General features: G+C 55.3%; 21 protein-coding genes. 11 read left to right on the top strand and 10 right to left on the bottom strand.

Annotated features, from left to right (window positions below; genetic code table 11):
- Position 1: 1 nt before the first annotated feature.
- From BM029_RS08260 to bfr, 11 genes are all read left to right on the top strand, one after another.
- Positions 2-1,267, top strand: coding sequence for a glutamate-5-semialdehyde dehydrogenase (locus BM029_RS08260; protein ID WP_092434587.1), 1,266 nt, complete (start codon positions 2-4; stop codon positions 1,265-1,267).
- A 233-nt stretch (positions 1,268-1,500) separates the two neighbouring features.
- Complete coding sequence (locus tag BM029_RS08255; RefSeq protein WP_092434584.1) at positions 1,501-1,923, top strand: CopD family protein; 423 nt, start codon at positions 1,501-1,503, stop codon at positions 1,921-1,923.
- Between the two features lie 19 nt (positions 1,924-1,942).
- The gene (locus BM029_RS08250) at positions 1,943-2,545 is read left to right on the top strand and encodes a 2-hydroxychromene-2-carboxylate isomerase (protein ID WP_092434581.1); all 603 of its coding nucleotides are present in this window, start codon (positions 1,943-1,945) and stop codon (positions 2,543-2,545) included.
- Between the two features lie 84 nt (positions 2,546-2,629).
- Positions 2,630-3,865: a THUMP domain-containing class I SAM-dependent RNA methyltransferase gene (locus BM029_RS08245; RefSeq protein WP_092434578.1), complete on the top strand. Its 1,236-nt coding sequence runs from the start codon at positions 2,630-2,632 to the stop codon at positions 3,863-3,865.
- Between the two features lie 309 nt (positions 3,866-4,174).
- The gene (gene hemP, locus BM029_RS08240) at positions 4,175-4,372 is read left to right on the top strand and encodes a hemin uptake protein HemP (protein WP_092415282.1); all 198 of its coding nucleotides are present in this window, start codon (positions 4,175-4,177) and stop codon (positions 4,370-4,372) included.
- A 90-nt stretch (positions 4,373-4,462) separates the two neighbouring features.
- A complete protein-coding gene (locus tag BM029_RS08235; protein ID WP_092434575.1) occupies positions 4,463-4,783 on the top strand; it encodes a hypothetical protein in 321 nt (106 codons plus the stop codon).
- A gap of 120 nt (positions 4,784-4,903) precedes the next feature.
- The gene (locus BM029_RS08230; protein ID WP_092415278.1) at positions 4,904-5,134 is read left to right on the top strand and encodes a (2Fe-2S)-binding protein; all 231 of its coding nucleotides are present in this window, start codon (positions 4,904-4,906) and stop codon (positions 5,132-5,134) included.
- Between the two features lie 21 nt (positions 5,135-5,155).
- Positions 5,156-5,854, top strand: a complete 699-nt coding sequence (locus BM029_RS08225) for an energy transducer TonB (protein ID WP_092434573.1) — start codon at positions 5,156-5,158, stop codon at positions 5,852-5,854.
- Positions 5,855-5,936: 82 nt separating this feature from the next.
- Positions 5,937-6,677: a MotA/TolQ/ExbB proton channel family protein gene (locus tag BM029_RS08220; RefSeq protein ID WP_092434570.1), complete on the top strand. Its 741-nt coding sequence runs from the start codon at positions 5,937-5,939 to the stop codon at positions 6,675-6,677.
- Entirely contained in the window at positions 6,677-7,093 is a 417-nt protein-coding gene (locus BM029_RS08215) for an ExbD/TolR family protein (RefSeq protein ID WP_092415464.1), read from the top strand. Before BM029_RS08220 ends, BM029_RS08215 begins: the two co-directional genes overlap by 1 nt.
- A 206-nt stretch (positions 7,094-7,299) precedes the next feature.
- The gene (gene bfr, locus BM029_RS08210; protein WP_092415272.1) at positions 7,300-7,770 is read left to right on the top strand and encodes a bacterioferritin; all 471 of its coding nucleotides are present in this window, start codon (positions 7,300-7,302) and stop codon (positions 7,768-7,770) included.
- A 72-nt stretch (positions 7,771-7,842) separates the two neighbouring features.
- Here bfr and BM029_RS08205 read toward each other — a convergent pair whose 3' ends face one another.
- From BM029_RS08205 to BM029_RS08160, 10 genes are all read right to left on the bottom strand, one after another.
- Positions 7,843-8,163, bottom strand: coding sequence for a DUF167 domain-containing protein (locus tag BM029_RS08205; protein ID WP_244544959.1), 321 nt, complete (start codon positions 8,161-8,163; stop codon positions 7,843-7,845).
- 46 nt (positions 8,164-8,209) lie between these two features.
- Positions 8,210-8,752: a YggT family protein gene (locus BM029_RS08200; protein ID WP_092415462.1), complete on the bottom strand. Its 543-nt coding sequence runs from the start codon at positions 8,750-8,752 to the stop codon at positions 8,210-8,212.
- Between the two features lie 332 nt (positions 8,753-9,084).
- Positions 9,085-9,867: a histone H1-like repetitive region-containing protein gene (locus BM029_RS08195; protein ID WP_092434565.1), complete on the bottom strand. Its 783-nt coding sequence runs from the start codon at positions 9,865-9,867 to the stop codon at positions 9,085-9,087.
- Between the two features lie 515 nt (positions 9,868-10,382).
- Positions 10,383-11,540 (bottom strand): ribonucleotide-diphosphate reductase subunit beta, encoded by a 1,158-nt coding sequence (locus BM029_RS08190; protein WP_092415266.1) that lies wholly within the window; start codon positions 11,538-11,540, stop codon positions 10,383-10,385.
- 191 nt (positions 11,541-11,731) lie between these two features.
- Positions 11,732-14,656, bottom strand: coding sequence for a ribonucleoside-diphosphate reductase subunit alpha (locus BM029_RS08185; RefSeq protein ID WP_092434562.1), 2,925 nt, complete (start codon positions 14,654-14,656; stop codon positions 11,732-11,734).
- 449 nt (positions 14,657-15,105) lie between these two features.
- Entirely contained in the window at positions 15,106-15,744 is a 639-nt protein-coding gene (ampD, locus tag BM029_RS08180; protein ID WP_092434560.1) for a 1,6-anhydro-N-acetylmuramyl-L-alanine amidase AmpD, read from the bottom strand.
- A gap of 43 nt (positions 15,745-15,787) precedes the next feature.
- Positions 15,788-17,287, bottom strand: coding sequence for a sigma-54-dependent transcriptional regulator (locus BM029_RS08175; protein WP_092434557.1), 1,500 nt, complete (start codon positions 17,285-17,287; stop codon positions 15,788-15,790).
- A gap of 24 nt (positions 17,288-17,311) precedes the next feature.
- Complete coding sequence (locus BM029_RS08170) at positions 17,312-19,066, bottom strand: sensor histidine kinase (protein WP_092434554.1); 1,755 nt, start codon at positions 19,064-19,066, stop codon at positions 17,312-17,314.
- Between the two features lie 111 nt (positions 19,067-19,177).
- Positions 19,178-19,453: a PP0621 family protein gene (locus tag BM029_RS08165; RefSeq protein ID WP_092434551.1), complete on the bottom strand. Its 276-nt coding sequence runs from the start codon at positions 19,451-19,453 to the stop codon at positions 19,178-19,180.
- A complete protein-coding gene (locus tag BM029_RS08160; RefSeq protein ID WP_092434548.1) occupies positions 19,450-20,259 on the bottom strand; it encodes a cytochrome C assembly family protein in 810 nt (269 codons plus the stop codon). The genes BM029_RS08165 and BM029_RS08160 overlap by 4 nt, the downstream gene beginning before the upstream one ends.
- Positions 20,260-20,571 lie beyond the last annotated feature (312 nt).

Here is a 20,571-nt window from a genome sequence, read left to right as displayed (position 1 = left end):
TATGAACATCCAACACTACATGACCGAAGTCGGACAACGTGCACGCGCTGCATCGCGCGCCATGGCGCGTGCCGACAGCGCCGTCAAGAACCGCGCACTGAGCCTGATTGCCGCCGCCATCCGGCGCGATGCCGACCTGCTGCGCGCAGCTAACCAGATCGATCTGGAAACGGCACGCGCCAACGGCCTGGCGCCGGCGATGCTGGACCGCCTGACACTCTCGGAGCAAGCCATCGCCACCATGATCGCGGGGCTTGAGCAAATTGTCGCCCTGCCCGATCCGATCGGCGAAATCTCGAACATGAAATACCGTCCCACCGGCATCCAGGTAGGTCAGATGCGGGTACCGCTGGGTGTGATCGGCATCATTTATGAAGCACGGCCCAACGTTACCGTGGATGCCGCCGGCCTGTGCATCAAGAGCGGTAATGCCACCATTTTGCGCGGCGGCTCCGAAGCCCACCATTGCAACCAGGCATTGGCCAAGCTGGTACAAGAAGGCCTGGCCGGCGCCGGCCTTCCGCAAGATGCGGTGCAAGTGGTCGACACCACCGACCGTGCTGCCGTTGGCGCCCTGATCACGATGCCGCAATACGTCGACGTCATTGTGCCGCGCGGCGGCAAGGGCCTGATCGAACGCCTGATCAAGGAAGCCACGGTGCCGATGATCAAGCATCTCGATGGCATCTGCCACGTCTATATAGACGATCAGGCCGATCTCGACAAAGCCCTGAAGATCGCCTTCAATGCCAAATGCCATCGTTACGGCACTTGCAACACAATGGAAACCTTGTTGGTGGCGCGTGCAATTGCGCCGCAGGTATTGCCGCAGCTGGCCAAGCTGTACCAGTCTAAAGAAGTCGAACTGCGCGCCGACGATGAAGCGCGCGCCATCCTGGCTGGCTATCCTCACCTGGCCGCCGCTACCGAAGAAGACTGGAGTACCGAGTATCTGGCGGCGATCCTGTCCGTCAAGATCGTGGCCGATGTGGATGAGGCAATCGCCCATATCAACACCTACTCCTCACAGCATACGGACAGCATCGTCACCGAAAATCATTCGCGGGCGATGCGTTTCTTGCGCGAAGTCGATTCTGCCTCGGTGATGATCAATGCCTCGACTCGTTTTGCGGATGGTTTCGAATTCGGCCTGGGCGCTGAAATCGGCATCTCCAACGACAAATTGCATGCGCGCGGACCAGTCGGCCTGGAAGGCTTGACTTCGCTAAAATATGTGGTGTTCGGGCACGGCGAAGTACGCGAGTAACAAGTATGCCCAACGCGCAACGCGCGCCAGGTAGCTTGAAGTACTTGCCGCTACCGCGGTTACGGCCCTGAATCATTCTTTGCGTCAGGGCCAGGGGGCATTCCGCAATGTCACAGCGGAAAACCCTGGCGGATTACGCTATTGCCCAATATCTGTAGAACCGATTCGCCAGTATTCTTGTCTTATATACAATCGAATTCACCCTTCCCGTAATAATCAAAAAAGGAATCTCCATGCTTTGGATCAAGTCGCTGCATATTGTCTTCATCGCCTCATGGTTCGCCGGCCTGTTTTATCTGCCAAGAATCCTGGTCAACCTGGCGCAAGAAACAGATACCGCGGCAACCCAAAGATTGTTGCTAATGGCGCGCAAACTGTATCGCTTCATGTCGATCCTGTCGTTGCCGGCGATTGTGTTCGGCGCCTGGCTGTGGCTGGGTTACGGCATCGGCAAAGGTCCTGGCAATGGCTGGATGCATGCTAAATTATTCCTGGTGATTCTCGTGATCGGCTATCACCATGCCTGCGGCAGCTTGCTGAAGAAATTTGAAACCGGTGTGAATACCCGCAGCCACACCTGGTTCCGCTGGTTCAATGAAGTACCGGTCCTGTTGCTGCTGGCCATCGTTATCCTGGTAGTTGTCAAACCGTTCTAATACCGTCCGAGGATTAGCCATGAGCAAGCTCTGTGAATATTATTTTGCGCCGCACTCGCCGTTCGCCTACCTGGGGCATGCCCGCCTGCAGGCTTTGTCGAAGCAGTACGACGTAAAAATCGCAATAAAACCCTGCGACTTGTCCAAGGTCTTCAACACCTCGGGCGGCTTGCCTTTGGCCAAACGTGCGCCTCAGCGCCAGGCCTACCGGCTGGAAGAACTGCGGCGCTGGAGCGAATACCTGCAAGTACCTCTGAACCTGCAACCGACTTTCTTCCCGGTACAGAGCGACGACGCCGCAAAACTGATCATTGCAACCCAACTGGCGCACGGCACGGAAGCCGCCATGATATTGACCGGCGCTATAATGCGTGCAGTCTGGGCCGAACAGCGCAATATCGCCGATGACACCACCTTGATCGCGATTGCCTCGGAGCTTGGCCATGACGGCAAGACCTTGCTGAAATCGGCCGAAACCGCCAGCGTCCAGAGCGAATTCGATCGTTTCACCGAGGATGCGATTTCCGCCAATATCTTTGGCTCACCTTGGTACGTAGTCGACGGCGAGCCGTTCTGGGGCCAGGACCGGCTGGATTTTGTAGAACGCGCGTTCGCCAGGTAGTTATTTTGTAAGGTGGGCGCCTGGTGCCCACCTTACGCAAATTTGTAGTATCGCAAATGCAGTACAACGGATAAAAGGTCTCCCATGTCACATAAATCTACTGATAAACACTCCTATTTTTGCCCTTGCCCACGCGGGCTGGAAGGGGCATTAGCCGAAGAGCTGAATGAAATAGCACAGTTCGGTGCGCCCGCCGTTACCCTCAAGGTCCACACCCAGGTGCCCGGCGGCGTCCATTGCTCCGGCTTGCTGAGCGATGCCTGGCGCATCAACCTGCACTCGCGTATTGCCAGCCGGGTGTTGCTGCGCCTGACGCATGGCGCCTATAAGAATGAAAACGATATTTACGACATGACGCTGGAGCAGGAGTGGGAGAGCTGGTTCCCGGTCAGCCACACGATCCGGGTTGACGTCACCGCCGTGAAATCGCCTTTACGCAGCCTGCAATTCACCACGCTCAAGATCAAGGATGGCATCTGCGACCGTTTCCGCGACCTGTGCAATGAACGGCCTTCCGTCGACACCGGCACGCCGGACATGCGTATCGTCGGCTTTCTCGATGCCCATAACTTCACGCTGTACCTCGATACCTCCGGCGAAGCCTTGTTCAAGCGCGGCTGGCGCGCCGAAACCGGCGATGCACCGTTGCGCGAAAATCTCGCCGCCGGCCTGTTGCGTACCTCCGGCTGGAAACCAGGCACGGTCTTGTTCGACCCCATGTGTGGCTCAGGCACGATTTTGATCGAAGCGGCCCAAATCCTGGCCGGTATTCCGGCCGGTGCGCGCCGTCACTTCGCGTTTGAGAAATTCAACGAATTCGAAAGTGAAAAATGGCTGGCGATCAAAGGCAGCTTCAAGCCGCATCCGCTGCCGACCACGCCGACCATCTTCGGCAGCGACATCTCGGGCGATATGGTGCACATTGCGGCGAACAATCTGCGCAACGCCGGCATCCTGTTTGAAGTGCCGATCAAGCAGATCGAAGCACAGGAAGTCAAACCGCCAAGCGATGCCGAGCACGGTATCATGCTGACCAATCCTCCGTACGGAGAACGGATCGGCGTGCGTGGCGACAGTACCTTGACCAGCGATGACTTGTTGACTGCCTTCTTCAGCGCATTCGGCACCACGCTGAAACAGCGCTTTGCCGGCTGGAGCGTATTTCTGTTTTCTGCCGACCTGAGCTTGCCGAAGTTATTACGCCTGAAAGAAGCGCGCAAAACGCCTTTCTTCAATGGCGCACTGGAATGCCGCCTGTTCCGCTTTGATATGGTGGCGGGCTTTAACCGCCGTGAAGCGGCCAAGCCAAAGACCGAATAATAGCCAAAGAACAACGAACGAATAACATAGTCTCACTCAGCAATCCACAATAAAACCAGCGCATTCCTTGCGCTGGTTTTGCATCAGTCAGTTTGGCCGGACGCCCTGTCCCTCTTCCTCGGGAAGCCAAACCTGACATCCCCTACAAGCAATATTTCTTTTGTGCATCGCACTATGCGTAACGCCAGGCATTGCCTATTCGGCATCACCTCACAATTACTCAACGCTGCCACCAAAAGCGCTTGCATTCCCCGTCTAGCTGGCTAATAATACAAATACGAATTGTTCGCATTTACAGAAAGGACTATAATGAGCCAGACGATACGACGCGAAGCGCAAGTTGAAAAAACACCTGTGTCCAGCATCACGAAGTCAGTTGCATCAGCAGTCACGCGAATCAAGAGCCAGGATCTGTTCAAGCAAATGCGTGAGCTGGAAATCGATCACGGCGGCCGGATTTATAAGCTGCGGCTGACGCAGTTGAACAAATTGATCCTGACCGCTTAAGCACTGTAGTTTTTATTTGGCCGTATTTAGTTAACCGTAGCCCGCCCGCCGTAGCCGCCAGCCAGCAAGATACTGATATAGGAGTGCTTGATGGTCTCGGAAAAAATCAACCAGGCTCTGGTGGAGCCGAACGGCGCACCGGCACAGCCAGAGCTGCTGGTTTCGGCAGTGTTGCACCTGATGTCGCATTACACCGCGCATAGCCAGGAAACCAGCGGTTGCGTCAAGCTGGCCTCGGTGATTGAGCGCCACTTGAAGGCGCTGGCAGATTTACCGAGCCTGGCGCCGGTATTACGCGCAACCTGCCTGCAGTTGTCGGAGCAGTGGGGAACAGTAGTAGAGAACACCATGCCGCAGCCGGAAAAATACAATCTGTTCAGCAGATTCGTGGCAGCAAACAGGGTGTGCTGAAGCAGTATCGAGCAGTACCGCGCAATACCGGATAAGTGTTAATAACCGCCGCAAGAACATCTTTGTCGGCCGATTTCTATCTTTTTAATCTGCCTTTTAACTATGGCAGTAAGGTGCAAAATGATTGTTTGTGTCTGCAATAACGTATCGGATCGAAAAATTCGACAGGCTGTCGATGAGGGCATGTCTTCCATGTCTGAATTGCGCGAAAACCTGGGTATCGGCACCTGCTGCGGGAAGTGCCGTTCCTGCGCAAAAAGCGTATTGCGCGAATGCCTCGGCAACCAGGCGCCCGCTGCCCTGCGACATGTTCAAGCCATGGTGTTTCAACAAAACATACAGGCCGCGTAATCTCGCCGGGTAAGCTTAACTATGTCGTCAGCAGCAATCAGATATCCTGCGCTTGCATGGAAACAAGTCAGACGTATCGGGCCATTGGGAGCCATCCTCCTGCTGCATGTGGCTTTTTTCTGGGCCTTGAAAAGCGGTCTGATCCATCAGGCCGCACAAGCCATGCCGAAGGAAATCTTCGCCAGCTTCATCACGCCGGAAAGGGCGCCAGAGCCAACACAGCCAAAACCACAGCCGGCCGCACCTACGCCGGTTGCACCAAAGACCGTCGCTGTCGTAAAGAAGAACATCACCCCGCCGCGCCCTACGCCGGTCATCAATAACACACCGTCGGAAGCCGCCATTTCAGTGCCGACGCCGGCTCCGCAACCGCCGCAGCGCGAAGAGCCGGTTGCGGCCGCAGCGCCGGCCGCACCTGCTGCAGCTGCGCCCCAGCCACGCACCATCACGTCCGGAGTCGAATATATCCAACCGCCCGATGTGAAATATCCCGCCGTCTCCAAGCGCATGGGCGAAGAAGGCAAGTCGATCATCCGCGTTCTGATCAACGAAAAGGGCCGCGCCGAACGCGCCGAGGTGCAAAAGTCTTCTGGCTCAAGCCGTCTGGATGACGCTGCCAGACAGGCGGTAATGCGGGCTTTGTTCAAGCCCTACATGGAAGACGGCAAGCCGATGCCGGTATTTGCCATCGTCCCTATCAATTTCCAGTTATCCAATTAGTCAATGGCGCATCTGGCGTTTCGCCAGAGCGACCGCAGTCCATCTACACGCAGTCCATCTACAGTTTACAAGGGGAATCATCATGGAAGTAAGTCCATACGGATTGGAAGCGCTCTGGGGCCAGGGTGATTTCGTCATTAAAAGCGTTGCAGTGCTGCTGGTGGCGATGTCGATCGCATCCTGGTATGTGATCCTGACCAAGGCGCTGCAAATCCTGCGCTTCCAACGTGCCGCGCATGCCGCAGGCCATCAGTTCTGGGATACCACCAGCTTGCCGGAAGGCATTGCCACGCTGGGCACAGAAAACCCGTTTGCCGAAGTGGCTCAGGCCGGTGTCTCCTCGATGCGCCATCACGCCGCCCACAAAGGACATTTGCACGACCAGCTGTCGGTCAGCGACTGGGTCACATTGTCATTGCGCCAGGCGATTGACGAAGTCTCAGGCAAATTGCAGGCCGGCATGGCGGTACTGGCGTCGGTTGGCTCGACCGCGCCGTTTGTCGGCTTGTTTGGCACGGTCTGGGGCATTTATCATGCGCTGGTATCGATCGGCACCTCCGGCCAGGCCAGTATCGACAAGGTCGCCGGACCGGTCGGTGAGGCGCTGATCATGACTGCGCTCGGCCTGGCCGTGGCGATCCCGGCTACCTTCGGCTATAACGCGCTGGTGCGCGGCAATAAAACCATCATCGCCAAGCTGAATAAATTCGGCTTCGACCTGCATGCGCTGTTTGTTACCGGTTCCCGCTCAAGCAATACCGAATCCGACAATCCGAACGGTTCGAACAATGGCGCCAGACTGGTCGCTGTGAAAGGTGCATGATGGGCATGGGTTCCCTGTCCGATTCGGACGACGATTTCAATCCGGAGATCAACACCACGCCGCTGGTCGACGTCATGCTAGTGCTGTTGATTATTTTCATCATGACCATTCCGGTGATGAATCACGCGGTAAAAATTGATTTACCGCGTGCCACCAACCAGCCGGATCAGACCAAGCCGGAAAACATCAATCTGTCTATCGATGCCGACGGCAAACTGTTCTGGAATGAAGAAGCAATCGATCGTAACGAGCTGAATTCGCGGATTGCCGTTGCGGCCCAAAAACAGCCGCAGCCTGAGCTGCATTTGCGCGCAGCGCGTACCGTGCAATATGAAAAAGTGGCCCAGGTCATGGCAGCGGCCCAATCCGGAGGACTTGGAAAAATCGGCTTTGTTACCGATCCAGACGCCAAGTAGGCATGTACAAATCACAATGAAAATGATTCGCGCTATCTGATGATGAAAATGCCCGTGGCATGCGCTATCATGGCTGCGATTTCGGTGATTGCCGGTTAGTTTTGTCAGTTGAGCGGCATACCGATCACGTGAGAAGCCAGCATAAAGTCCAGAAATCCCAGATTTTATCGCTGCGCACTCCGCATCCCTAACATAGCGAGGTTCCCATGCAAGGCGAAAAACAAATCATCACGCTGCTCAATGCGCAGTTGACCAATGAACTGACTGCAATTAATCAGTATTTCCTGCATGCCCGCATGTACAAGCACTGGGGCCTGGAAAAGCTCGGCAAGAAGGAATACGAAGAATCGATCGGCGAAATGAAGCACGCCGACAAACTGATCGACCGCATCCTGATGCTGAATGGCCTGCCGAACCTGCAGGCATTGCACAAGCTGATGATCGGTGAATCGACGCCGGAGATGCTGCAGTGCGACCTGAAGCTGGAGCAAGGCGCGCAAAAGACTGTCAAGGAAGGCATCGCCGCTTGCGAAAAAGCCGGTGATTACGTATCGCGCGAACTCTTCGTGGAAATCCTCGAAGATACGGAAGAACATATCGACTGGCTGGAAACCCAGCTCGACCTGATCGATAAAGTCGGGCTGCAGAACTATCTGCAAAGCCAGATGGACGCTTAACTGGCGTCGACACCAGACTCAGACTCGCGGCTTCCGACTTATCCTCGGAAGCCGTTTTTCTTTGCGCCCCGCCTATGCGACCAAAGCCAGCAAGCTGCGAATGACGGCATCTGCTGTCAATGACGCATCTTGCACCTCGACGATTTTCCGCTTATTGGTATGGCCGTGGGTGATCACAATCCTGCTGCGCGGCACATCCAGCAGCTCTGCCAGATAGCGAATCAACGCTTCGTTTGCCTTACCCTCAATGGGTTGCGCCTGCAAGCGCACTTTGAGTACGTCTTCCTGGGGGCCTATGACCTGGCTTTTCCTGGCATTGGGCGTTACCTGCAGCGCCAGCCTGACGCCGCCGGTAATATCGGAGCACCATGCATGCAGTCTTTGGCCCTGCACGGACGCTACAGCTGTACCTGCCCCCGCCTTGTGGCCCATGTATGACTTACGTCAGCGACATGATCAGATAGATCACCAGCTGGTGCACTACCCTCAGCAGTATCAGCGCTGCCAGCGGCGACAGATCGATATTGCCGATCAGCGGGATAATCCTGCGCAAAGGCCGCAGCAACGGCTCATTCAGCGCACGTACGAAGGGCGCCAGCGGTGCGTTCGGATTCACCCAGCTGAAGATCGCTTCAATAATCAATAACGCGATCAGTCCATAAAATACCCATTGGAAAAACAGCAGCGCCGACAGGCTGAAAATCAACGTGGCATTCAATGCCGACCTGACGCCCAGCTCCAGCAAGATGCAGATGACGGCCACCAGGACCGCGCCGATCAGGCTGGCCCAGTCGTAGCCGCCAACCCCGGGCAACAAGCGCCGCATTGGACGCACAGCCCAGTCAGACAGGGTAAAGATGAACTGCGCCAACTGTTGCGGCGGCCGCACCCGCACCGCCTGGATCCAGAATCGCAGTAACAAGACTCCGCCCAGGACGCTGGCGATAGTTTCGATAATCAAGGTGAAAATATTCTGCAACACGACGTGTTTCCCTTTCCAGATGAAGCAATGATTCAGGCTTGCGAACCTCGACACGTGACGGTCCAGCGCGCCAATATACTGATAACTTACCCGAATTCGGGCGCAAGATGTAATTCGGAGATTCGGAGACGTAGGCGAATGCTAGGGCGTGCTGACATATGATTCAAGAAAAGTACGAGTGTACCAGCTGGCTGTCGCAGCCATTATTTCGACTTGGCTGCGCTAGCTGACGATCCTGCCCACGCGTACCCGCAAATAAAAACCCGCTGGACAGCACCAGGCTGTACAGCGGGTGATACCTGAACTTAATCAGGTAAGCCGACAAACGCTAATTACGGGCGTGTGCCAGTTGGGAACGGCCAGGCTGCTGCCGGGTTGAGCACTGTCTTTACTGCTGGCTCAGCTGCAGGTTTTGCCACTGGCTTCTTGGCTGCAGGTTTCGCTGCGGCCTTTTTAACAGCTGGCTTAGCTGCTGCAGGTTTGGCGGCAGGTTTAGCTGCTGCCTTAGCTACCGGCTTTTTTGCTGCTGGCTTAGCCGCGACTTTCTTAACTGCCGGCTTTTTTGCCGCTGGTTTAGCTGCTGCTTTGGCTACCGGCTTTTTCGCTGCAGGTTTAGCTGCTGCTTTAGCTACCGGCTTTTTCGCTGCTGGCTTAGCTGCAGGTTTAGCTGCTGCTTTCTTAGCTGCTGGCTTTTTGGCCGCGACAGCTTTCTTAGCAACTGGCTTCTTTGCTGCTGGCTTAGCTGCAGGTTTAGCTGCTGCTTTCTTAGCTACCGGCTTTTTAGCTGCTACAGCTTTCTTAGCAACTGGCTTCTTAGCTACTGGCTTTTTGGCCGCGACAGCTTTCTTGGCAACTGGCTTCTTGGCCGCTGCTGGTTTTGCTGCTGCTTTCTTAGCTACTGGCTTTTTAGCCGCGACAGCTTTCTTGGCAACTGGTTTCTTAGCTGCTGGTTTTGCTGCTGCTTTAGCTACTGGCTTTTTAGCCGCGACAGCTTTCTTGGCAGCTGGTTTCTTAGCTGCTGGTTTTGCTGCTGCTTTAGCTACTGGCTTCTTGGCCGGTGCTGCTTTCTTCACAGCGGGTTTCTTCGCTGCGGGTTTCTTTGCTGCTGTTGCCATTTTGTTTCTCCTTCACGTGATGGAAAAAATCAAGCTCCAAGTTGGAAACCCGACGAACCCATCGCGATGGGAACGGCGGATTATTCATCGGCGCAATCAACTCTGCTTGCGCTAATGAATTCGGCACCAGCTGAACTGCTCCATCCCCTCATTGATGCAGCACTTCAGCCATAATCGGCTAAGGTCTTTTCCCGGTTTCCAGGACCGGGGAAGAGTCTCGAATTTCGAGTTTCGCGCCACCTGTAGGCTGCGAACCTTGGCCAAAAAACGCCAGCGGCTAGGCCGGCGTCGGAATTCTGTTACAAAAACGTTTAGTTTTTTCCAAAGAAAACGCCGCCAAACCCGATTGAATCGGGGTAAGCGGCGACAACAGATAAGTACGCTTCTGTCTTTGGCTGTTCATTAAGTTTGGAAATCACCTTTCAGTTTGCAGACTTTTTTATAGTACTAAGCGCTGCAGGTCTCCAGCAACCTCTTCCATCCACCTCGTTATTCTTGTCCGAGATCTGAAGCCTTTATTCCCAGTTCAGTGCACCGCCGGTTTGATATTCGATTACACGAGTCTCAAAAAAGTTGCGTTCTTTTTTCAGATCGATCATCTCGCTCATCCAGGGGAAGGGATTTTCTTCCTGAGGGAACATTGGGTCCAGTCCGATTTGCTGCGCGCGGCGATTTGCGATGAACCGCAAATAACCTTTGAACATTGGCGCATTCAAACCGAGCACTCCACGCGGCATTGTATCCTCTGCGTAGCGATATTCCAACTCTACTGCGCTTAAAAACAACGCTTTAATCTCATCGCGGAATTCCGGCGTCCACAAATGCGGATTTTCCATCTTGATTGTGTTGATCAAATCGATGCCGAAGTTACAGTGCATCGACTCATCGCGCAGGATGTATTGGTACTGTTCCGCCGCACCCATCATCTTGTTTTGACGGCCCAGCGCAAGGATCTGCGTGAAGCCGACGTAGAAGAAAAGGCCTTCCATGATGCAGGCAAACACGATCAGCGAGCGCAACAATTTCTGATCGTTTTCCGTAGTGCCGGTCTTGAATTCAGGATCGGTCAGCGTATTGATGAAGGGGATCAGGAACTCGTCTTTATCGCGGATCGATTTGACTTCGTGATAGGCGTTGAAGATTTCCGCCTCGTCCAGACCGAGCGATTCCACGATGTATTGATAGGCGTGGGTGTGGATAGCTTCTTCAAAAGCCTGGCGCAGCAAATACTGGCGACATTCCGGCGCAGTGATATGGCGATACGTGCCAAGCACGATATTGTTGGCGGCGAGCGAGTCGGCGGTAACGAAAAACCCCAGGTTGCGCTTGACCAGGCGGCGTTCATCGTCAGTCAGGCCGTTCGGATTCTTCCACAGCTCGATGTCGCGCTGCATGTTGATTTCCTGCGGCATCCAGTGGTTGGCGCAGCCGGCCAGGTACTTGTCCCAGGCCCATTTGTACTTGAATGGGACCAGTTGATTGACGTCGGTATGGCCGTTGATGATGCGCTTGTCGGCGGCATTGACGCGGTGCGTCACGTCGACTGCCGGTGCTGCTTGGAATGCGCTATCGGACATTTGCGGAAGTGCTGAAGGTGCAAATGCCGCTTGCGCCGGCATAGGCGGGGTACGAGGAGCGGGGGCCGAACTTTTTTCTTCATCCCAGGAGAGCATGCTTTATTCCTTTATCTTTCGTCTGGTTGGGCTGGATAATTTGCCGTGTTGCTCTGGCTGCTCAACCTGCCCCACTATTTATCTTTGCAATTTAACCGTTTTACCTAGTCAGTTGAGGACAGAGTAATTCGCCACGCTGCGGTGGCTCTTAAACTCTGTCCCCAAAGAGCTATATGAACTGTTTTACTGGCTTACTGGCAGGCTTCGCACTCTTCGAAACCAGGGTCGCCAGGACGCATGGTGCATGCCGGTCCATCCAGTTCTTGTGGCGCAGCCGCAACAGGCGCAGTGCCGTAAGTCGCTGCCGCACCGCCGCTGGCGCCGCCATCTACCGAAACCGCATTCAGCGCGCCGGTTTTAGATGTCGACTTTTCAGTATGCGTTGCGCCAATGGTACGCAGGTAGTAAGTGGTCTTGAGACCGCGCAACCATGCCAGCTTGTAAGTTTCGTCGAGCTTTTTACCCGATGCACCTGCCATATAGATATTCAGCGATTGCGCCTGATCGATCCATTTCTGACGACGCGACGCCGCTTCCACCAACCAGGATGGCTCAACCTCAAATGCTGTGGCGTAAATCTCGCGCAGATCTTGCGGAATGCGATCGATCTTGGCCAGGCTGCCGTCGAAATACTTGAGGTCGGAGATCATCACTTCATCCCACAAACCACGTGCTTTCAAATCGCGCACCAGGTATTCATTGATTTCGGTGAACTCGCCGGACAGGTTCGATTTCACATACAGGTTCTGGTAAGTCGGTTCGATACAAGCCGATACGCCAATGATGTTAGAGATGGTGGCGGTCGGTGCAATCGCTACGCAATTCGAGTTGCGCATGCCGAATTCCTTGATGCGGGCACGCAACTCGGTCCAGTCCAGTGCTTCCGACATGTCGACTTCGAGGTAGCCGCCACGCTCTTCAGCCAGCAGTTTCACGGAATCTTGCGGCAGGATGCCACGATCCCACAGGGAACCGCGATAGCTGCTGTAACGGCCACGCTCTTCCGCCAGTTCAGTCGATGCCCAATAAGCGTGGTAGCAAACCGCTTCCATCGAATTATCGGCAAATTCAACCGCTGCTTTCGAGGCATAAGGTACGCGCATCATGTGCAGGCAATCCTGGAAACCCATGATACCGAGACCAACCGGGCGATGCCGCAGATTGGAATCACGCGCCTTCTTCACTGCATAATAGTTAATATCGATCACATTATCCAGCATGCGCATTGCAGTATTGATAGTTTTCTGCAATTTGGCGTGATCCAGCTTGCCGTCTTTCATGTGCGCCGGCAGGTTGACCGAACCCAGGTTACATACGGCGATCTCGGATTCGTTGGTGTTCAGCGTGATCTCGGTGCACAGGTTCGAGCTGTGGACCATGCCAACGTGCTGCTGCGGCGAACGGATGTTGCATGGATCCTTGAAGGTAATCCATGGATGGCCGGTTTCGAACAGCATCGACAGCATCTTGCGCCACAAGTCGAGTGCCTGGATCTTCTTGAACAAGCGCAGTTCGCCGCGGGCAGCCTTGGCTTCATAGCCGGTATAAGCTTCCTCGAAGGCCTTGCCGACCTTGTCATGCAGGTCCGGCGCATCGCTTGGCGAGAACAGGGTCCACTCGCCCTTTTCCATGACGCGCTTCATGAACAGGTCTGGAATCCAGTTGGCGGTGTTCATGTCATGGGTACGGCGGCGATCGTCGCCGGTGTTCTTGCGCAGGTCGAGGAATTCCTCGATATCCATGTGCCAGGTTTCCAGGTAGGCGCATACCGCGCCCTTGCGTTTGCCGCCCTGGTTCACTGCCACAGCAGTGTCGTTGACTACTTTCAGGAACGGCACCACGCCTTGCGACTTGCCGTTGGTGCCCTTGATATGGGCGCCCAGCGAACGTACCGGTGTCCAGTCGTTACCCAGGCCGCCGGCATATTTGGCCAGCAAGGCGTTTTCCTTGATGGCTTCGTAGATGCCGTCGAGATCGTCGGCAACCGTGGTCAGATAGCAAGACGACAGTTGCGAGCGCAGTGTGCCCGAATTGAACAGGGTCGGTGTCGAGCTCATGAAATCGAAGCTGGACAACAGGTTGTAAAACTCGATCGCGCGTGCTTCGCGGTTGACTTCATTCAGCGCCAGGCCCATCGCTACCCGCATGTAAAACGCTTGCGGCATTTCGATGCGGATATCGCGGATATGCAGGAAATAACGGTCATACAAAGTTTGCAGGCCGAGGTAACCGAATTGCAGGTCGCGCTCTGGCTTCAATGCTTCGCCCAGTGCTTTCAGGTCGAACTGTGCCAGCTTGCTATCCAGCAGGTCGGATTCGATACCCTTTTTAATGAATTTCGGGAAATATTCGAGATATTCGGCGGGTGCATCAGCTTGCGCCACTTCTTTGCCGAATACTTCCTTACGGATTGTGTGCATCAGCAGACGCGCAGTAACCGTGCTGTAGGCAGGGTCTTTTTCCATCAGCGCGCGGGCTGCCAGAATCGCCGATTTGTGCAGTTCTTCAACCGGTACGCCGTCGTACAGGTTCTTGACGGTTTCGGCCAGGATGGCTTCCGCGTCAACGTGCTTTTCCAGACCGATACAGGCAGCGGTAATCAGGTCGCGCACCTGGTCCATGTCCAACACGCGGCGCTGGCCGTCTTCGGTCACAAACAACTCAGTGCCGGCTACGGTTGCCGTGGCGCCGGTTTGCTGTTGCGAACGCTCTTCCATGCGCTTGGCGCGATACAGCACGTAGGCACGCGCCACGTCATGCTCGCCGGAGCGCATCAGGGACAGTTCAACCTGGTCCTGGATGTCTTCAATATGGAACGTGCCGCCATTCGGCTGCCGGCGCACCAATGCGGCGACGACGTTGGAAGTCAATTGCTCGACCAGTTCGCGCACCCGTGCCGATGCAGCACCCTGGCCGCCATTGACTGCGAGGAATGCCTTGGTGACAGCGATCGAGATCTTCGACGGTTCAAAGCCGACCACGGCGCCGTTGCGGCGGATGATGCGGTAGTCGCCGAAACTGCTGGAAACCTTGACGGGAGAGCCGCTACCGGTTGATGGCGGAACACCAGCGACTTCGGCTGATGATTTAACGGAAATTTCTTGAGTAGATTGCACTGAGCCTCCCGAGACTGTGAAAACAGGCGAAACAATTACGCCTGCTGTTATTAATTAGAACCTTGGAACCGTTGATGGTTCAGATACTGCTATTGCTGCATCAGTCATTACTGCACCGACTACCTGTCGGCGGGCGTTCATGACAGATGCCCGAATTCAGATAAAAAGAAAAAACTGCATTGCTAAATAAAGGAACTGCGAATAGAACTGCTTAGACCTGCAACAAACCCAGAGGCCGCTTAGCAGCCTGTCCGACACCTGCATTTATACTGATATGAGTACAAAAACAAAACACCACACGGTGGACAGACCATGCAAAACAAGCCACGGACGAGATACGAAAAACACTACATATAGGTTTCTGGATTTGATTTTTACTAATTGTAGTACCTAGGGCGCGCCGATGCAATCCAAAAGTAGGATCTTTTTTATATGCGAAAAGAGACTATTCAATTGACTTTTTTGTCTATGGCAGGAAAGCGCAAAGGCAGTTTGCCGGAGGTCTGCTGCATATGCCCGGCTAAGGCTTGCTGGTATTGGAGCCAGTCAAAAAACGGACCTGGATCGGTCTTTCTCCCGGGCGCGATATGTTCATGCCCGGTCACCGCGGCGAGAGGGTAACGCAACTGCAAGGCATGGGTCAATGAAGCCAGCGCTCGATATTGCAATACTGGAAACTGTTCGAAATCGGTCCCCTCCAGCTCGATCCCGATTGAAAAATCGTTGCAGCGCTCGCGGCCTTCGAAACACGACACACCCGCATGCCAGGCGCGATCATTGGCAGAGACGAACTGGACCACTCCGCCGTCGCGCAGTATCAGGAAATGAGATGAAACCCTGAGCGGGCGCAACTGTTCGAAATAAGGATGGGCGTCATAATCCAGGCGATTGCCGAACAGGTCGGCAATATAGTGGCCGCCAAACTGGCCCGGCGGCAGGCTGATGTTATGAATCACCAGCAAATCCGCCACGCAACCATCTGGCCGCGTATCGCAGTTGGGCGACGACTGGCGCACCACTTCCTCGGGACGGCACCAGCCGTCTGCACCGATTGAAAAACTTGGGGGAAGCGATGTCTGCTCCGTCATTGTTAGCTGGTCCTGGTCTTGAATTGAATCTTAATCCTGCTCATTAATCCTGCTCATGGATCGACAAACGTTGCATCCGGTAGCGCAACTGGCGAAAACTGATGCCCAGCAAATCGGCTGCCTTGGTGCGATTGAAATGCGTACGCGTCAGTGCTTGCCGAATCACGTCGCGTTCGATGTCGTCAAGATAATCCGGCAGCGATGGCGGCAGTTCGGCGCCGTTGAATTGCGTTGCAATGGCTGCCACGCTAGCCGCGCCAGTCACAAGCGGCTCCAGACTCGTCGCCATGGCGGTACCAGCCATCCCGGTTTCGTAGTAATGATCGCCAGGTTCCAGTACCTCTGCTACTTCTGCGAACCGCCCTTGGCTGCCGGGCTTCAAACCCAGATCCGCCACCTCGATCACGCCGTCGTTGGCAAACGCCAACGCGCGCTCCAGGATATTTTCCAGCTCGCGCACATTTCCCGGAAACGCATAAGCACGCAGCGCCGACAAAGCCGCCGGCGCCAGCGTCACCTGCTCCGCCTGCGGGGTAAACGTCGACAAGCGTCCTAAGATCGCCGCGACCAGCAGGCCGATGTCATCCAGCCGCTCTCGTAACGGTGGCAGTTTTAATTCAATGACATTCAAACGATAGTACAAATCCTGGCGAAATCTACCTGATTCGACACACTCGCCCAAATTCTGATGCGTAGCGCTGACTAGGCGGACGTCCACCGCCTCTTCCACCGTGGCGCCAACCTTGCGCACCCGGCGTTCCTGGATCGCCCGCAACAGCTTGACTTGCATCGCCAACGGCAAGTCGGCGACCTCATCCAATAGCAAGGTACCGCCATTCGCGGCTTGAAAAAATCCGTCGCGGTCGTCGGCAGCGCCGGTAAAGGCGCCTTTACGGTAGCCGAAGAACTCGGCTTCCATCAAAGCTTCCGGGATTGCGCCGCAATTGACGGCGACAAAGGGTTTGTCGGCGCGCGGACTGAGTGCATGGATATCCCGTGCCGCCAGTTCCTTGCCGCTGCCGGATTCGCCGGTAATCGCCACCGGCGCCATGCTGCGCGCCAGACGCACGATCTGCGTACGCAACTCTTGCATGGCGGCAGATTGGCCGATCAGGCGTAACGCAGCGCCTGGGCGGAGTTTGGCATCCGCTGCCGGGCGCTGGTTTTCGACCGGTTTACCGACACGCAATGCCGATTGCACCATCAAGCGCAACTGATCGAGCGCCACCGGTTTCGACAAATAATCGAAAGCGCCTGCCTTCAACGCCATGACGGCATTGTCGGCACTGCCATAGGCGGTAATCACGGCAATCGGTATGACCTTTTCGCCAGTGGTGACTTCGCGCACCAATTCGATCCCCAGTCCGTCCGGCAGACGCATATCGGTCAAGATCAAGGCATAGTCGTTTTGCGCCAAATGACTGCGCGCCGCAGACAAGCTTTCAGCACTATCAACATCCAGCCCCATTTTTACCAATGCTATTTCCAGCAGTTCGCGCAGGTGCGCTTCGTCATCAACAACCAGAATACGGGGTGAAGTCATGGCATTCGTCTTTTTCAGTCAAATCTAATCGGCAAGAGACACCGGGTCATGGGCAGCAAACGCAATAACAAAACGACCACTCACGTGGCTGGAATTCTGTCCTTGAACATCATGCCGGTATTCATAATCGAGCAGTGCGCCGTTATTCAAACACAACTCGCGCGCTAAAAACAAGCCTAATCCGGTGCCTTTGCTGGAAGTGGTATAGAACGGCTCGAACAGGTGCGCCCGGACCGCCGGAGAAATCGGTTCGCCATCGTCCTGCACATGCAACTCCAGGCGCTCCGCTACGCTGGACATGACGTGCAAGCGCATTGCGCCCGGCCGGGCACTGGCGTAACGCACCGCATTCGACAACAGATTTGTCACTACTTCACGCAAATGCAACGGATCGAACCAGACACTGTGCATATCTGCAGCGTCGATCTGCAAGTCAATCGCAGCCGGCGCCACTGCATGGGTTTGCCTGAAATCCCTGACGATATCGTGCAGCATGGGCGCCAGCAGAATCGGTTCAAGCTGCCGCTGCGCCTTGCGCGACAGTTTCAGGATATCTTCAATCATGCGATTCAGGCGCGCGACATTGTCGTCGATAATCGTCAGCAGGCGCATCTCGGCCGACTCGGTGGCATCTTCCGCCAGCAAGGTCGCGGCATACGAAATCGATGCCAGCGGATTACGCACCTCATGCGCGATGCTGGCAGTCAGGCGACCCATGGCAGCCAGTTTCAGTTGCTGGGCCTGGTTTTCAATTTCGCTGACATCCTGCAAAAAGATGACTGCGCGGTACTCACTCAGTTCGCGCATCCTGACCGCGGCAAAGCGCACTTTCAAATGCGCCGCCAGCTCGCGCCGCCCGCTCCAGCCGATAGCCGCCTCCTGGCCCTGGCCAAGATCGTCGGTATGCTTGATAGTGACGAAAACCGCCTCCCCCACGGTCGGGGAAACCGTGCGCGGCAAGTCGCTTACGTGTGATTCCCATGCAAACAAGGCATCGGTGATTGGCGCCAGCACCGCATAATCGCTCAACTTGTGCTGCTGGTCTTCATCAGACAGAGACAAACCCAGCATGCGCTCGGCCGCCGGATTGGCCATGATCAAAGTGCCAACCGGGTCGACCACCAGCAAACCGTCGCCCATGTCTTTGATCGCAATACGGTTAATGTCCATTTGCACCCGTAAATCCCTGCCGCGCTGGGTCGCCAGCTCTTCTTGCTTGATCAGTTTGTTGGCAAGGCGGTTAATCACCAGCACTGCAAAAAAGAAGGCGCCGCCATACAAGCCGGCTTGCAGGGTGGAGGCATCCGGCGTCGACTGCAGAATCTGGTAACCGCTTTCTCCGAGCAATACGATGGTCGCAATTGAAACAAACAACAACGCCAACAGCAGCGGCGCCAGGATCGCGGCGCCGGCCAGAGGAAACAGATACAGGATTGCCAGGCCGCCCTTGGCGCCTCCCGCGCCTATATACAAGATCGATACCGCGATCATGTCCACCGTGATCGGCAACACAATCTGCGCCATGTAATGACGATGGTGATAGGCTGTGACCGCAGTGAAGATGCCGGCGCACAGCAGGTAGACGCTGCAAGTTTGCGGATTCGTAAACAGCTGCGAAAACCAGGTTTCGCTTTTGCTCTGGGTGCTGATATAGGCCAGCATGACCATCGCAACCACGATTCGCGTCACGTTGAAGGTTTGCAGCGTGCGCCAGAACGTGTCCGGCTTATCGTCCGGCGGAGTGGCGGTGGCGGTGTGACTAGGGCTGGGGCTCCTCATGCGTATATGTCCTGTCTCACGATGCATCTTGAATTCGCCGGCACAATGCCCTCAAGCGCCGGCCTCGGCTCAGGGCCACAATAGTCGTAACAGTTCAAAGTGGGACAGAATCTAGGACGAATGCAGGCGGCGGTGCTCCGCACTGCAGAAAACCGTGCCGGAAGCATCGACAAGCGCTTCCGATGCCGGGAAATGCATGCCGCAGTGGGCGCAGGCCACCATGGCTTCGACCTGCGCGGAGGTGGCCGCAGTGGAATCGGCACCGTTGGGAAAAGCCGATCCGCCAGAAGCGGCATGATCGGAACGATGTCGCCCAAGATTTTTCTTAAGACGCTGTAGCCACACAATTACGGCCAGCACGATGACAAATAAAATAATCAGTTTCATACCAATACCCGATGCAACACAACTTCAAGCACGAAACGGCTCCCTACATACGCCAGTAACAAAATGGCAAATCCGGTCAGGGTAAAACTGAGTGCGGTACGGCCGCGCCAACCCTGCCATTTGCGGCCCGCCAGCAGCAAGCCGAACAAGGCCCATGACAGCATGGTGAAAATGGTCTTGTGATCCCATTTGAAGGCCTGGTTAAACAACTCTTCGGAAAACACCACGCCCGACAGCACCGTCAACGTCAACAGGAAGAAGCCGAAAGCGATCAGGCGAAACAACAATTTTTCCATGGTCAGCAGGGCCGGCAGACGATCCAGCGCGGTGCCGAACCAGCCGGTTTTTGCTCCGCCCGGGCGGGTGTGCAAACGCGATTCCTGCAGCACCATCAATACCGCATGGAAGGCGGCGATGGTCAGGGTGCTATAGGCCAGGATGGAAATGACGATATGCCACAAGAACACCGGCGACCTACCGCCCAGCGGCACCATATTTCCTGGGAAGACCGCCGGCAGGATCGCTGCCAGTGCCGCCATCGGCAACACCAGGACCCGCAGGCCGTCCAACGTATAGTTGCGATTTTCCAGCCAATAGGCGGCTACCGAAACCCATAAGGTCGCCGACAGCATCATCGAAAATCCGACCCGCAACTCTTGCGGTCCGACGACGTCGGCCCACAGCACGGCGCCATGCAGCAGCCATGCTGCCGCAACGACAATGGAAATAGTCTGGCGTCGGCTCGACGGCAAAAAGGTGCAGCCTATATATAGCAGCGCCACCAGAACGAAAAGATATGTTTGCATCGTGTAAGTTTACAACATGTGGCGTCTGCGCGGCGCGCTCAAACAAAGCAACTATCCAGCTGGCCATGACCGACCGCAATTTCTTGCAATTTCAATATCACATTCATCAATCCTGAGACGCCGGCCCTTATTCCAGGGGCCGCCTTAGCCGGCATCGGGTAAAATGGCTATTTACATGCTTTACCGTGTCCGCGTTAATGTGCATTAATGTGCATTTACCTATTAATATTAATTAGCCCACTAAATTGGCCCATTAAAGTAGCCCGTTAATTACGCGAGATTACGCAAAAACTGGTTCACTTTGACCAATTG

Source organism: Collimonas sp. OK607, assembly GCF_900111995.1.
In the GTDB taxonomy this organism is placed as follows: domain Bacteria; phylum Pseudomonadota; class Gammaproteobacteria; order Burkholderiales; family Burkholderiaceae_D; genus Collimonas.
The sequence above is the reverse complement of the archived record's forward strand: the minus strand, read 5'-3'. Positions and strand labels throughout refer to the sequence as shown.

Coding starts and splice junctions, on each gene's coding strand:
- BM029_RS08260 (WP_092434587.1), top strand. CDS start 2: ATGAACATCCAACACTACATGACCGAAGTCGGACAACGTGCACGCGCT.
- BM029_RS08255 (WP_092434584.1), top strand. CDS start 1,501: ATGCTTTGGATCAAGTCGCTGCATATTGTCTTCATCGCCTCATGGTTC.
- BM029_RS08250 (WP_092434581.1), top strand. CDS start 1,943: ATGAGCAAGCTCTGTGAATATTATTTTGCGCCGCACTCGCCGTTCGCC.
- BM029_RS08245 (WP_092434578.1), top strand. CDS start 2,630: ATGTCACATAAATCTACTGATAAACACTCCTATTTTTGCCCTTGCCCA.
- hemP (WP_092415282.1), top strand. CDS start 4,175: ATGAGCCAGACGATACGACGCGAAGCGCAAGTTGAAAAAACACCTGTG.
- BM029_RS08235 (WP_092434575.1), top strand. CDS start 4,463: ATGGTCTCGGAAAAAATCAACCAGGCTCTGGTGGAGCCGAACGGCGCA.
- BM029_RS08230 (WP_092415278.1), top strand. CDS start 4,904: ATGATTGTTTGTGTCTGCAATAACGTATCGGATCGAAAAATTCGACAG.
- BM029_RS08225 (WP_092434573.1), top strand. CDS start 5,156: ATGTCGTCAGCAGCAATCAGATATCCTGCGCTTGCATGGAAACAAGTC.
- BM029_RS08220 (WP_092434570.1), top strand. CDS start 5,937: ATGGAAGTAAGTCCATACGGATTGGAAGCGCTCTGGGGCCAGGGTGAT.
- BM029_RS08215 (WP_092415464.1), top strand. CDS start 6,677: ATGGGCATGGGTTCCCTGTCCGATTCGGACGACGATTTCAATCCGGAG.
- bfr (WP_092415272.1), top strand. CDS start 7,300: ATGCAAGGCGAAAAACAAATCATCACGCTGCTCAATGCGCAGTTGACC.
- BM029_RS08195 (WP_092434565.1), bottom strand. CDS start 9,867: ATGGCAACAGCAGCAAAGAAACCCGCAGCGAAGAAACCCGCTGTGAAG.
- BM029_RS08190 (WP_092415266.1), bottom strand. CDS start 11,540: ATGCTCTCCTGGGATGAAGAAAAAAGTTCGGCCCCCGCTCCTCGTACC.
- ampD (WP_092434560.1), bottom strand. CDS start 15,744: ATGACGGAGCAGACATCGCTTCCCCCAAGTTTTTCAATCGGTGCAGAC.
- BM029_RS08175 (WP_092434557.1), bottom strand. CDS start 17,287: ATGACTTCACCCCGTATTCTGGTTGTTGATGACGAAGCGCACCTGCGC.
- BM029_RS08170 (WP_092434554.1), bottom strand. CDS start 19,066: ATGAGGAGCCCCAGCCCTAGTCACACCGCCACCGCCACTCCGCCGGAC.
- BM029_RS08165 (WP_092434551.1), bottom strand. CDS start 19,453: ATGAAACTGATTATTTTATTTGTCATCGTGCTGGCCGTAATTGTGTGG.
- BM029_RS08160 (WP_092434548.1), bottom strand. CDS start 20,259: ATGCAAACATATCTTTTCGTTCTGGTGGCGCTGCTATATATAGGCTGC.